The sequence below is a fragment of the Flavivirga eckloniae genome, assembly GCF_002886045.1.
GTDB lineage: Bacteria > Bacteroidota > Bacteroidia > Flavobacteriales > Flavobacteriaceae > Flavivirga > Flavivirga eckloniae.
The window spans coordinates 3,928,840-3,941,874 of record NZ_CP025791.1; the positions used below are offsets into that span (position 1 = coordinate 3,928,840).

Consider the following 13,035-nt stretch of genomic DNA (forward strand, 5'->3'; position numbering starts at 1 on the left):
AATGAAAAATATAAAATTAATAATTGTTAGTATTTTATGTTTGTGTTTCTCACAATCTTGTACAGATTATCTTGATGTAACACCCGAAAATTCAGTAACATTTGAGAATTTTTTTAATACTGATGAAGAACTTTACACGTTCGTGAATAGTATTAGATTAGATATGAAATTTCATGCATTTAGCCCTAACCAGTCTAAATGGTATAGTCGTGGAATTCTTTTTGATGATGCCTCATCTCTAGGGTTGGAAGAAGTAGGGATCTCACCAAATAGTTTATTAAACTATAGGGTTATTACACACTGGGAAGAGCTTTATAGAATAATAGCAGGAGGTCATGTACTACTCAGGCATACAGATGATGCTAATATTACAGAGGAACGGAAAGACTTTTATAATGGATTAGGGAATTTTTATGTGGCATATGGGTATTTAAAATTATCACAATTATGGGGAGAAGCACCTCTTGTTAAATTTGATGGAGATGTAGGGCCCAAGAAAAAAGGAACTTTTGAAGAAGTGATTGATTTTTGTATTGAAAACGCAGAAAAAGCGGTTCAATTATTACCAACCATAAATGCTTTAAAAGATGGTAACGGAGATTCAGTACAATCCAGAGATCTTCCAAGTAAAGAAGCGGCTCTGTCGGTTTTAACACATGCCTACGCATGGAAAGGGTCCCTTGAAGATAAACCAGAATTCTACGAAAAGGCCATACAAAGTGCAACAGCTATCATAGATAGTCCAAATGTTACACTTGCGGCAAGTCCAGAAGACGTGGTGACATCTGTAATAAAAGGAGGCAATACAACTGAAAGTATTTTTGAAGCCGCCTTAATTCCCAATGAAACCAGATTTTCTAACACCTACCATACTGTTGATGGGTTTTTAGCTTTTCCTGTAGGTATAGAAGGAGAAGGAGATATAAAATTCAATAAATTTAGAATAAATAATAGCACTGTTGACGCTATGTACACTAATGGAGATGAGAGAAAGGCTGCCTATTTTTATGATTTTGAAGTACAAAAAGCAAAAGACCCAAGTATAACAGGAGGTTATGCATATCCATATAAATTCAGAGAAGGACAAATATCAGAGGAGTCTTTTGGACTTTCCTTCGACTACTTGGTTAGTGATGCTGTTTTTTACAGGCTCGCAGATATTATACTATTAAGAGCTGAGTGTTATGCAAAAATGGGGAACGATGGTGCTGCTATACAAGATTTAAATACCATTAGAGCTAGAGCTGGAGCAGATTTATATACTGCTTCTGAAGGTAACGTACAATATATGGTGTTTAAAGAAAGAGAAAAAGAACTGCTATGGGAGAACAACAGGTATTTAGATGTGGTTAGAAACGGATATTGGGCAACAGAGCTAATTGATGACTCTTTTTCGCTTTTATCTCAGCAGGATGTAGAGAACGGCGCACTATTCTTATTTACACCATTTAAGGCTTTCGATAATAACCCATTAATGACGCAAAATATATTTTGGTCTGGCTTACTTTAAAAATAAAACATGAAAAAAATATTAATAATACTAAGTCTTGTTTTTGCAATAGTTTCTTGCGAAACAGAAGATAATTTTATAGATACGGGCATTTCTAATGGTACTTTTGATGGTAACATGATGGAGTATTTCGCCTCAGACCCATATAACTGGGAGTTAACACAAGCTATTATTATAAGAGGAGGTTTAGAGAATATGTTTAATGGAAGTGATTCAAACTTTGCAGATATCACATTTTTTGGTCCTACTAGCCATTCCATTAGAAGGTGGATGTTGGGTGGGGAATCTTTCAATCCAATTCTTTATAACAATGTTTCTGAAATTCCAGTAGATGTTTGTCGTGATATGATTTTAATGCACGTGATAAATGAAAGATTGATGAAAGAGGATATTCCCGGAATTAATCCAACCATTCAGGTTTTAGATCCAGAGCAGGATGGAGGTGTGGAGCTTACTACAGAAGGAGGAAATGTCATTTTTGCATACACCGAACAAGGTGATTTTGGTGGTGTTCCAAGATCTGGAGCTATAAACCTGAGATTGCATTCAAGAGATTTAGATCAAAAAATACCTGTGGCTTCTCCAGATATTGTATGTGATAACGGTGTGATCCACTCCTTGAACTATACCTATACTTTTGGAGGGCTTTAAAAAATATTACGAAACATGCATCGAAGTAAAACCGCTCTATCGTTGCATGTTTTAACTAACATCTTTAAATCATAAATAATGAAAAAATATACATTCATATTATTAACGTTATTCTTTTTGGGAATAACCGCATGTGAAGATCAAAAAATAGGTTTTTTAACCACAGAATTTGCTTTATACGACCCTAATGGTATCGTAATAAATTATGCAAATGCAGATCAACAAAGAATTGATAACGATGTGCCTTGGGTAACGCTCCCAATTCAGGGTATTCAGGGAACAGCGCCAATCCTCATGTCTATATACGATGTTAAATCAGAAACTACTTTCGATTTGGAGAAATTTAAGGAAGAAGTAACGGTAAGAGGAAATGGTGTTATTCAAGTACCCTTAAATAACACCATTCCACCAGGTAGTTATTTAATAAGTCTTAAAGTCGATAACGAAGGTTACTCAGATATCGTACCAGATGTTTTTACAATTATTATTGAATAAGAAGCGCTTTAGTTTCTTTTAAATAATCGACATACCATCATAAGTTTTAAGGTGCTTTCCATGTAGAAAGAAAATCGTTTTAGATTTTAGTTTCGAAAGGCATCTTTACATTAAAATTTGTTTTCCTTTTTTTAAAAAGGATTTTAATTAGTCACATAAGCAGAAGTGAAAGAGGCTATTCTTAAGAATAGTCTCTTGATCAAACAAACAGAGAAGTAGGAATAATTTCTATAGAATGGTAATAAGCAATTAACCACAACTTTTACAGTATGCCATTTAGGTTACTTTGCTTAAAAATTGAATTTTGATAGCCTCATCCCTGAAAATCCAAATATAAAAAACCTACAAAAAATTGCTAAAAAGCTTTTGAATAATGCTAATGCTTATGCAATAGTTTTGAAGCCGAAGAAGTAATACTTGATCACATAGGTCAATGATATAAATAAACCACTTATAAAAAAATCTAACCTAATTTAAATGATTATGAATAATAAATATTTATGTATTATACTCATTGTGCTGGGGCTTCTGGGGTCCTGTACAAATGATGACGACGGAGCTCCTAACGCACCAAAAGTCTTAACAGTTTCTGTAAGTCCAGCAGCAAACCAGGAAAACCCAACAGATGTAGATTCAGCAGAATTCACAGTAGTTTTTAGTGAGGCTATCGACCCTACAACTTTTACAGCAGATGTTATCAACTTAAATAATACTACAGGAACGGTTAGCACGGGTCCATCATCAACAGATAACATCACATGGAGTTTTATCGTTACAGGTATGACAAACGGTGATGCTGTAGCAGCATCTATACCTGCAGGTGTCGTTACCAATATGGCAGGCGATAGTAATAAAGCCAGTTTTTTTACTAACAAAACAGTCACTTTTTCAAAAGTGGCCATTTCGATAGATCAGGCAACTAACCAAAGAGATCCTACTAATATTGATTCAGCAGAATTTACAGTAGTTTTTAGTGAGGCTATTGATCCTGCAACTTTCACAGTCGATGATATCACCATAAGTGGCACTACAGGAACCATTACTACAGGGCCTACGTCAACAGATAACATCACATGGAACTTTATAGTAACCGGCATGACAGATAATGATATTGTAGTCGCTACTATAGATGAGGATACAGTTACGACTGTAGATGGTACAATTAACGAAGCAAGTACTTCTACCGATAATATGATTACATACGATTCAACCTTAATATTTACAGTTGAAGTTACAATAGATCAGGCAGCGAGCCAAGCAGATCCTACAGATATAGACTCAATAGAATTTACAGTGGTTTTTAATGAGGCAATAGATGCTGCGACTTTTACCGCAGATGATATCACATTAAGTGGTACTACAGGAACCGTTACAACCGGTCCAACATCTACAGATAATATAGCATGGAGCTTTACTGTAACAGGTATGACGGAGTTAGATAAGGTTACAGCAACTTTAGCTGCGAACACCGTTGCTAATTCAGTAGGAACCGCTAATGAGGCAAGTACTTCTACAGATAATGAAGTTAGATATACTACAGATCTTGCTTGTGGTGTAAATGCCTATGTTTGGGATGGCACCCTTTCAAATGATGCTGGAGCTACCAATCAGTTTCCTTCTGGGGATCCTTTTGATGTTACAGGAACAGTAACGAGTTGTGGAGCGTTAACTATAAGCAGTACAGTAGAGGTTGATTATGTTGATTTAGATGTCTCTTTGTTTTTCTGCGAAGCTGGTGTTCAAACATTAGATCTTGTGCTAACACCAGATTCTGATGGAGCCACTAACGGTACTGTTACCGTTGTAAGACAAACCTATGAGAATTGCTCGAGCTTTTCTACATTGGAAGTTGAAGGAGGAGGTACTTATGATGAAACTACTGGTATTATAACGTTAACGGTCATTCAGTTTTTTGATGGTTTTTCGGGAGATCCTGTTACTATAATAATATCTACAAAATAAAGTTTTATTTCCTTTTGGAAATAGATCTTGAGTTAGTCACTCATATAAAGAAAGAGGCTATTGTTAAAGTGTTCGATAGCCTCTTATTTTTATTTTAAGATAGTATGAAACAATCTTAATATAAACATACTACCATTTGTCGATTTTTTTTATACTAATTATGTTAATTCATCTAGTTTCAAATAGAAACCAGTTGCTAAATAAAATTAGTTTAATATATTTGGTTTTATAGTACAATTGAAAAACGATTAGTATATAAAATTTAAAAGAAAAATTTATGAATGAAAAAAGGTTAATAGCAATTATAATAATTAGTCTGATTTTGACAGCCTGTAGTAATGATGACAATGATAAAAATAAGAATGAAGCTCAAGAGAATTTGAGAAATTCAGCGTATGATTTAGGGACACTTCCTGATATTGTTGCCGACATAGAATGGCCCCTCAAACCCGAAATCACGAAACAAATAGAAGTAACTAATAATACCGAGTTTCAAAACGCGGCATCCATTAATGGCATATCAGCTAAAGTATTAGCTGGAACTTATAATGATATTAATATTACCTGTAATGATTGTGAATTTATTCTAGAAGATGCCGCAGAGATAAAAGGGCGTTTGAGTTTTACAGGAACTAGAATACATTGGGTAGGCGGTTTAGTAACTACTGGACCAATTGTTATGGATAGTGAACACGGAGATATATTGATTGATAATCTACATGCGATTACAAATGGAGGGAAGTTGAATAATTTCTCAGGGGCTGCTACAGAATGGAACCGAGTGGCTCTTATCAATTCAACTTTAGAAGTGCAGAACGGAAACAATGATGGAGATTGGGCACTTTTTGTGCAAGGAAAAAACGGAACAGACTTTAGAGGTAAAAACTTTATTCTTGCTAATGTTCGTTTAGAATCTGATGCTCAAAACAACCGGTTTCAGTCGATTAAAAACCTTGTAATAGTTGATTCTTATTTTAACTCCAATAATACATCAAAAAATGGACTACGAATGCATCGAGGGTGTGAAGATGTATATATGAGAGATGTTATTATCGTTGGAGCAAATACCAATTCAGGAGAAGAGACTCAAGTAATAAATGGTGTATTTGAACGAATTACTCGATACAATGATGTAAATAACCATTTTTCAATTGGAATTGGTTTTAATACAGTTAACGTAACCATAAACGATTCACAATGTTACACATCAGCATCAAATAGTAATGCTATAGGGAAACCACCTGTACTAGGTGTTGCAACGGGAGTTAATCCTGGTTTAAAAACCTGGGATGGTATAGTCGTTCCCAATAGCTCGAATGTTGGAGCAGATCATTAAACTATAGGCATAAGATTAATAGCAAATTCATGTTTTAGTACTATAAGGATATAAGTTCGATTTTCCTTGTTTGTATTAAATAAAGGAAAAGCTTCTTGGAAACAAGAAGCTTTTTTGTTTTGAGTATGTCTTTAGTAATCTCCTAAATAATAATCAAGTATAGTCTTAATGATATAGTTTTTTATTTTACTATAATTTGATGTGTTTCGTTAATTTCTCCACTGGTTATCTTCAAAATGTAAAGTCCATTTTTATAAAATTTATAAGGAGCTGTACTCCCATTATCATTGACATTGAGTTGACCAAATGGTCCTGAACCTTGAACTGTAATGGATAAAGGAGGAGGGCCGAATGTAACATTCTGTGTTAGAACCATACCATTGAATGAAGCCCGAACAAAACCTGAACCTGGCGAAGATCCAAATCTTATTGTAGCAGAAGTATTGTTGCTGCTTACCAATACTAAGTTAGATAATACACTCCAAGTAACGGAATTAACACTATCATTTTGGAGAGTAAGCAATACATGAGGTCTTGTGTGTGGTATACTTCTTTTAATATCTAATTTTTAAAGTTTATATACGTAAACAGATGAGGTTTATAAAAAAGGAAATAAGTGAAATTTTCTAAAGCAATAAAGCCATTTTTTATTACCTATATGTGTTAGTTTATAGTCATTATTTAAGAGAAAGTATCCGTTTAACAAATATGTTAATAGTTGTTATTAAATAATTCAATTTTAATAAGACCTAACAGGTTAAAGATTATATATTTGCAAAATATATTTTTCTACTGTATTAAAAAGGAATTTTTAGATGTAAAATCTACATGTTTTCTTAATTAATTCGGGAGATTTACTAAATAGAATTAAACATAAATCATAATTTAAAATGAACAAGAAAATTGATCAGCAGGCGGCAGATAATATAAGAGCATTAGCTGTAGCTATGGTAGAAAAAGCAAATTCAGGCCATCCGGGAGGACCTATGGGAGGCGCAGATTTTATGCATATTTTATACTCTGAGTTCTTCAATTACGATCCGTCAGATATGGCATGGCCGTTTAGAGATCGTTTTTTTATGGATGCTGGGCATTTATCTACGTTAATGTATGCACAGTATTACCTTTTAGGAAATTATGAGAAAAAAGATATTGAAAATTTCAGACAATGGGGTTCCATTACGCCAGGGCACCCAGAAGTTGATGTTGCCAGAGGTATAGAAAATACTTCAGGGCCTTTAGGTCAAGGGCACACTATGGGAGTAGGAGCAGCAATTGCGGCGAAATTTTTAGAAGCCAGATTTGGAGATTGGATGAACCATAAAATCTATGGGTTTATTTCAGATGGAGGTATACAAGAAGAAATCTCTCAAGGAGCAGGTAGAATTGCAGGTCATTTAGGATTAAGTAACTTTATAATGTTCTTCGATTCTAACGATATTCAGTTATCCACATCAACAGATGAGGTAACTACAGAAGATACAGCCATGAAATATGAAGCATGGGGTTGGAAAGTTGTTACTATCGATGGCCATAACCACGATGAAATTAGAAAAGCATTAACCGATGCTAATAACGAAACAGAAAAACCAACGCTAATAATAGGTAAAACTATTATGGGTAAAGGTTGTGTAGCAGCAGACGGAAGTATGTTTGAAGGATACTGTGAACTACACGGACAACCTATCGGACACACCGGAGCAGATTACACAAAAACCTTAATAAACTTAGGTGCAAATCCAGAGGCTCCTTTTGATAAGTATGATGATGTAAGTGCTTTTTACGACACGTTATTAAAAGAAAAAACAGCTAAAGCAGCTGAAAAGAAAGCAGAGATTGAAACTTGGAAACAAGCTAATAAAGAACTTTCAGACAAGTTAGACTACTTCTTATCTGGTGAATTGCCAGAATTAGATTTTGAATCTATCGAGCATAAAGCAGGATTAGCAACCAGAGCTGCATCTTCTAATGTACTTGCGTATTTAGCAGAGCATGTAGAAAACATGATCGTATCGTCTGCAGATTTATCTAATAGTGATAAAACAGATGGTTTCTTAAAGAAAACACAAGCCTTACAAAAAGGAGATTTTAGTGGTTCATTTTTACAAGCCGGTGTTGCAGAGTTAACTATGGCATGTATTGCAAATGGTATCGCACTACACGGAGGAATTATTCCTGTAGTAGCAACATTCTTTGTGTTTTCAGATTATATGAAACCAGCAATTCGTTTAAGCGGTATTCAAGAATTAGGTGTGAAATATGTTTGGACGCATGATGCTTTCCGTGTTGGAGAAGATGGTCCTACACACCAACCAATCGAGCAAGAAGCACAAATAAGATTATTAGAAAAGCTTAAAAACCATAAAGGAAAGAATAGTTTCTTGGCGTTACGTCCGGCAGATTCAGCAGAAACTGCTGTAGCATGGAAAATGGCCTTAGAAAATAAAGATACACCATCTGGTTTAATACTGTCTAGACAAGGTATTAAAGATGTTCCAGCTAATGGAGCGTCGAGATATCAAGAAGCCTTAGCAGCAGAAAAAGGCGGGTATTTAGTAAAAGAAGTTGAGAATCCAGATGTGGTTTTAGTAGCTAACGGATCTGAAGTTTCAACCTTGATTGAGGCAGCAAAATTACTTGAAGAAAAAGAAAATATTAAAGCAAATATAGCTTCAATAATTTCGGAAGGTGTATTTAGATTGCAACCTAAATCATATCAAGAAAGTGTTATTCCAAAAAACAAACCGTTATATGGTTTAACGGCCGGTTTACCAATAAACTTAGAAGGTCTTGTAGGAGAAAATGGTAAAGTATTTGGCGTAGATCATTTTGGTTATTCAGCACCAGCAGGTGTTTTAGATGATAAATTTGGTTTTACAGGAGAAAAAGTATGCCAAAATGTAATTGAATATTTAAACGAAGCATCTGTAGCTAAAGTTTAAGTATTAAAATACGAAAGCCAAAGATTTAAGTATAACGGAAAACAATAAAAACAAAACAAATGAAATTTTTTATAGATACAGCTAACCTAGAAGATATTGCAGAAGCACAAGCTTTAGGAGTTTTAGATGGTGTTACAACAAACCCATCATTAATGGCAAAAGAAGGCATTACTGGTGCTGAAAATATTTTAGCACATTATCAAAAAATCTGTGATTTAGTAGATGGTGATGTTAGTGCTGAAGTAATATCTACCGATTTTGAAGGTATGGTAGAAGAAGGAGAAAAATTAGCCGCTTTGCACCCACAAATTGTTGTGAAATTACCTCTAATTGCAGATGGTATTAAGGCTTGTAAATATTTTTCAGATAAGGGAATAAGAACCAATGTAACCTTAGTGTTTTCTGCAGGACAGGCTTTGTTAGCAGCTAAAGCAGGAGCGACTTACGTATCACCATTTTTAGGAAGATTGGATGATATTTCTACAGATGGTTTACATTTAATTGCCGAAATAAGACAGATTTACGATAACTACGGTTTTGATACTCAAATACTAGCAGCATCGATTCGTCATACAATGCACGTAATAGATTGTGCTAAAATTGGATCTGATGTTATGACGGGACCATTATCATCAATTAAAGGGTTGCTTAAACACCCATTAACAGATATTGGTTTAGCTAAATTTTTAGAAGACTATAAGAAAGGAAATCAGTAAAAGGTTTTCAAATCTAAATAAGTTAAAGAGGCTGTCTAAAAAAAAACTTTTAGGTAGCCTCTTTCATTTGAATTAGTCACATATTAAAATTTTTATCCTTCCGAAGCAAACTTTCTGTAAGTTAAACTTGCCAAAATCCCCATAATTATAAAGTGAACAATGTAAATGATGGCATTTATAATTGTTCCGGATAAATCCAGAAGATTCGATGTTGATTGGTCTATAAGTCCGTTACCTAAGCCTATTAAAATACCAACCCAGATACCAAACTGAGCACCGTGGGAAACACCATGTGTGCCTCGAGCCCATTTTGAATATAAAACTGAAAATGCAAATCCTAAAACTAAACAGCCAATAGCTAATACAGCCATGTTTGGCATATCTTTCATAAGACCATTAGTAATCACATGATTCTTTAATAAAGGGTCGCCAATAACTCCCCAAAGTAACCAGCCACCAAGAAATCCCCAAAGGGTGGTGATAATTGTTGAAATTAGATTCGTTTTTGAAAACATAATGTTAAATTTTATCAGTTTTCTTGTAGTTAAATATATACAAAATTACCAAGTCTGTAATTTTTTACTTAAATAATTACGAACAATTCATGTTTAATTATGTTAATAAGTTAAAAATTCAATAAACAAAAAGAGGTGTTTTTATAAAAACTAAAGATGAAAAATTGAAGTAGTTGAGACCAATTTAAACAGGCGAAAATAACAGTGAAATTTTAACATAAAAACTTGTAACATTTATAGTGTTATCAAGTCTTGTTTATATCGACTAAAGCAATAATTCGTAACTTTGTATTCTAATAGAACTAATAATATGGATATTAACGATAATATCGAATCGCCTTTAGAATTAAGCGTGAGTTTTAATATACTGCTCAGGCATTACGAAGCTTTGGCTAAAAGTGATGATGAATTTGTTGCAGCAAAAGCCAAACGTATCTTGGATACTGCTCGTGCATATCCTGAATTAGAAAAAGGATTTAGCGATTTTTCCATGTTAAAAGAAAGGGAAAAAGAAATAGCTATTATTCTAGAAGATTCATTTAGCCCGGTTTTAACCAATAATGAAATAAAAACAGCATCAGTTCCTTTCCATAATTTAATTTTTAATTCCTCCGAGCGGTTTAAAAGTATTATAAAAACAGCTGGCGACGATTTTGAGATTCAAATAAAAAACATGCCAAAGGATGATACATACATTATTGCATGTACCATTATTTTGAACTTTTGTTATGGTTATAATTTAAATTTTAAAAGACCGTTTTATTACGAAATACCAGATGCTAACGGAATTCTTCGATATTACAAAATACTGTACAATGCAGATTTTTGTGAAATCGTTCCAACAAAAAAAGCCAAAAAAATCACCAAGGAAGATTATGACGAATTATTAGATAATTTTGAAAACATAGAACTTTGGAAGAAGAAGTTTCCGCCAAATAGTTATATATTCAAAGGATTCGTTATCTCAAATATTTTTGATGTTACCGACGATCAATCCATTTCCAATATAAAATCTAATCTCATTGGGGAAGATAAGCGGAATGATGAAAGTTTTATGGAAGAGTTTCATGAAGTTTTCAGATCCCTTTTAGGGATAAATGATATAAAAGTTGGTTTTTCAATCTATAATGAAGAAGAGCAAACATTCGAACGTGTTTATGGTGTGGGTATGGATAGTTATTTAATAAATAATAAGGAGAGTACAGATTGTAAAGGTGCTTTATGTGGTTGGTCTTACGATAGGTTGTTAAATGAAAATAAATACTTTTCGGTGTCCGATGTAGAAAAAACATATAAACTATCTAAAGGATGTGCACCGCATATTAAAGCATTACACGAACAAGGTATAAAAAGTGCCATTTTTGCGCCCATAGCAAACGAAAAAGGATTAATGGGGATATTAGAAATAGTATCTAATAAACCACAGGTACTTAATAGTATAAACGCCAATAAACTTATAGACGTTATGCCGTTTATAGTATCGGCAGTAGAGCGATCTAAAAGTGAAGAGGAAAATTTAATAGAGGCGATTATTCAAAAAGAATGTACCTCAATTCATCCTAGTGTACATTGGCGATTTGAAAAAGAAGCAAAGAATTATATCAAATCTGAAATGAATGGCGAACAAGCTATTTTTAAAAAGGTAGCTTTTGAGAATGTGTATCCGCTTTATGGGCAAATAGATATTAAAAGATCATCGGAGGCACGTAACTTAGCAACGCAACAAGATTTAACACTTCAATTAAAAGCCATTAAAAAGATATTTAAAAACGCTTTGGAGATTGAAGGGTTGCCAATTTATGAGCAATTTATATATCAAACGGGAAATTATTTAAAAGCCATAGAAAATAATTTTCAGGTAGATAGTGAGCAACAAATCTCTGAGTTTTTCAAGCAAGACATAGAGCCTATTCTTAAACATCTATATTCCGTAGATGAGTTAAAAGGGCAGATTGATGCTTATTTTGAAAGTATTGATGATAAAGTAAATATGCTTTACCGACATAGAAAGGAGTATGATGATACCATTGCCTTAATTAATAAGGAGATGGCGGCACTTTTAGATACAAAACAAGTAGAAGCTCAGCTCATGTATCCGCATTATTTCGAACGTTATAAAACAGATGGTGTCGAGCATAATATGTACGTTGGAGAATCCATTACAAAAGAAGATAGCTTTAATCTTATCTATTTGTATAATTTACGTTTATGGCAATTACAGGTCATGTGCGAAATGGAAAACTCCTATTATCAAATGCAGTCGAAGTTTCCAGTATCGCTGGATGTGGCTTCAATGATATTGGTGTTTAATCAGCCATTAACTATAAGCTTTAGAATGGATGAAAAGCAATTCGATGTAGATGGTACGTACAATGCCCGTTACGAAATTGTAAAAAAACGAGTAGACAAAGCTTATATAAAGGGAACAACAGAGCGTGTTACCCAAAAAGGAAAAATAAGTATAGTATACTCTCAAAAACAAGACGAACGGGAGTACTTAAGATATATTAGATTTTTACAATCCAAACACTATTTAGATACCGATATAGAAATAGTAGAGCTTCAGGATTTACAGGCTGTTACCGGACTTAAAGCCATCCGTGTAAGTGTGCTATATCATAAAAATGAAGATGATAAAGCATTCTATACCTACGATGATTTAATGAAAGAGATCAAGGCTTAATTTTCTTCTGTTTTATTTTGATTAGACCTATTTAACTTTGCCATTCCTGCGACTTGTACTGAACTTGTTTCAGTAAGGCAGTAATCCACTGGAATGTTAAAAAGTCTGTTTGATTCCTATATATTTTCAATTTGTAAGATATATAATATCTTAATCCGATGTGCAAAATCATACCTAAATGTCATATCGAAATGTGGCACAATTGAGATATCTCATCACTTAGAT

Annotated in this window: 10 protein-coding genes; 9 read left to right on the forward strand and 1 reads right to left on the reverse strand. The window is 33.7% G+C overall.

What is annotated here, in order from left to right; genetic code table 11:
• Window position 1 precedes the first annotated feature (1 nt).
• From C1H87_RS16255 to fsa, 8 genes are all read left to right on the forward strand, one after another.
• On the forward strand, window positions 2–1,510 hold the full coding sequence (locus tag C1H87_RS16255; RefSeq protein WP_102756828.1) for a RagB/SusD family nutrient uptake outer membrane protein: 1,509 nt from the start codon (window positions 2–4) through the stop codon (window positions 1,508–1,510).
• A gap of 9 nt (window positions 1,511–1,519) precedes the next feature.
• Window positions 1,520–2,161: a fasciclin domain-containing protein gene (locus C1H87_RS16260; protein ID WP_102756829.1), complete on the forward strand. Its 642-nt coding sequence runs from the start codon at window positions 1,520–1,522 to the stop codon at window positions 2,159–2,161.
• 78 nt (window positions 2,162–2,239) lie between these two features.
• Entirely contained in the window at window positions 2,240–2,656 is a 417-nt protein-coding gene (locus tag C1H87_RS16265) for a hypothetical protein (protein WP_102756830.1), read from the forward strand.
• Window positions 2,657–3,139: 483 nt separating this feature from the next.
• Window positions 3,140–4,618, forward strand: a complete 1,479-nt coding sequence (locus tag C1H87_RS16270; RefSeq protein WP_102756831.1) for a hypothetical protein — start codon at window positions 3,140–3,142, stop codon at window positions 4,616–4,618.
• A gap of 277 nt (window positions 4,619–4,895) precedes the next feature.
• Window positions 4,896–5,954: a hypothetical protein gene (locus tag C1H87_RS16275; RefSeq protein WP_102756832.1), complete on the forward strand. Its 1,059-nt coding sequence runs from the start codon at window positions 4,896–4,898 to the stop codon at window positions 5,952–5,954.
• A 329-nt stretch (window positions 5,955–6,283) separates the two neighbouring features.
• Complete coding sequence (locus tag C1H87_RS23355) at window positions 6,284–6,484, forward strand: hypothetical protein (RefSeq protein ID WP_158655256.1); 201 nt, start codon at window positions 6,284–6,286, stop codon at window positions 6,482–6,484.
• A 360-nt stretch (window positions 6,485–6,844) separates the two neighbouring features.
• A complete protein-coding gene (locus tag C1H87_RS16285) occupies window positions 6,845–8,896 on the forward strand; it encodes a transketolase family protein (protein ID WP_102756834.1) in 2,052 nt (683 codons plus the stop codon).
• A 59-nt stretch (window positions 8,897–8,955) separates the two neighbouring features.
• The gene (gene fsa / locus C1H87_RS16290; protein ID WP_102756835.1) at window positions 8,956–9,612 is read left to right on the forward strand and encodes a fructose-6-phosphate aldolase; all 657 of its coding nucleotides are present in this window, start codon (window positions 8,956–8,958) and stop codon (window positions 9,610–9,612) included.
• Window positions 9,613–9,704: 92 nt separating this feature from the next.
• On the opposite strand, the gene C1H87_RS16295 is transcribed toward fsa, so the two are convergent.
• Window positions 9,705–10,127, reverse strand: a complete 423-nt coding sequence (locus C1H87_RS16295; RefSeq protein ID WP_102756836.1) for a hypothetical protein — start codon at window positions 10,125–10,127, stop codon at window positions 9,705–9,707.
• A 310-nt stretch (window positions 10,128–10,437) separates the two neighbouring features.
• Here C1H87_RS16295 and C1H87_RS16300 point away from each other — a divergent pair, with 310 nt between their 5' ends.
• On the forward strand, window positions 10,438–12,810 hold the full coding sequence (locus C1H87_RS16300) for a GAF domain-containing protein (protein ID WP_102756837.1): 2,373 nt from the start codon (window positions 10,438–10,440) through the stop codon (window positions 12,808–12,810).
• The last annotated feature ends 225 nt before the right edge of the window (window positions 12,811–13,035 follow it).

Bases quoted from the DNA above. Each gene is read 5' to 3' on its own strand.
- C1H87_RS16255 (WP_102756828.1), top strand. From the start codon at position 2: ATGAAAAATATAAAATTAATAATTGTTAGTATTTTATGTTTGTGTTTC.
- C1H87_RS16260 (WP_102756829.1), top strand. From the start codon at position 1,520: ATGAAAAAAATATTAATAATACTAAGTCTTGTTTTTGCAATAGTTTCT.
- C1H87_RS16265 (WP_102756830.1), top strand. From the start codon at position 2,240: ATGAAAAAATATACATTCATATTATTAACGTTATTCTTTTTGGGAATA.
- C1H87_RS16270 (WP_102756831.1), top strand. From the start codon at position 3,140: ATGAATAATAAATATTTATGTATTATACTCATTGTGCTGGGGCTTCTG.
- C1H87_RS16275 (WP_102756832.1), top strand. From the start codon at position 4,896: ATGAATGAAAAAAGGTTAATAGCAATTATAATAATTAGTCTGATTTTG.
- C1H87_RS23355 (WP_158655256.1), top strand. From the start codon at position 6,284: ATGGATAAAGGAGGAGGGCCGAATGTAACATTCTGTGTTAGAACCATA.
- C1H87_RS16285 (WP_102756834.1), top strand. From the start codon at position 6,845: ATGAACAAGAAAATTGATCAGCAGGCGGCAGATAATATAAGAGCATTA.
- fsa (WP_102756835.1), top strand. From the start codon at position 8,956: ATGAAATTTTTTATAGATACAGCTAACCTAGAAGATATTGCAGAAGCA.
- C1H87_RS16295 (WP_102756836.1), bottom strand. From the start codon at position 10,127: ATGTTTTCAAAAACGAATCTAATTTCAACAATTATCACCACCCTTTGG.
- C1H87_RS16300 (WP_102756837.1), top strand. From the start codon at position 10,438: ATGGATATTAACGATAATATCGAATCGCCTTTAGAATTAAGCGTGAGT.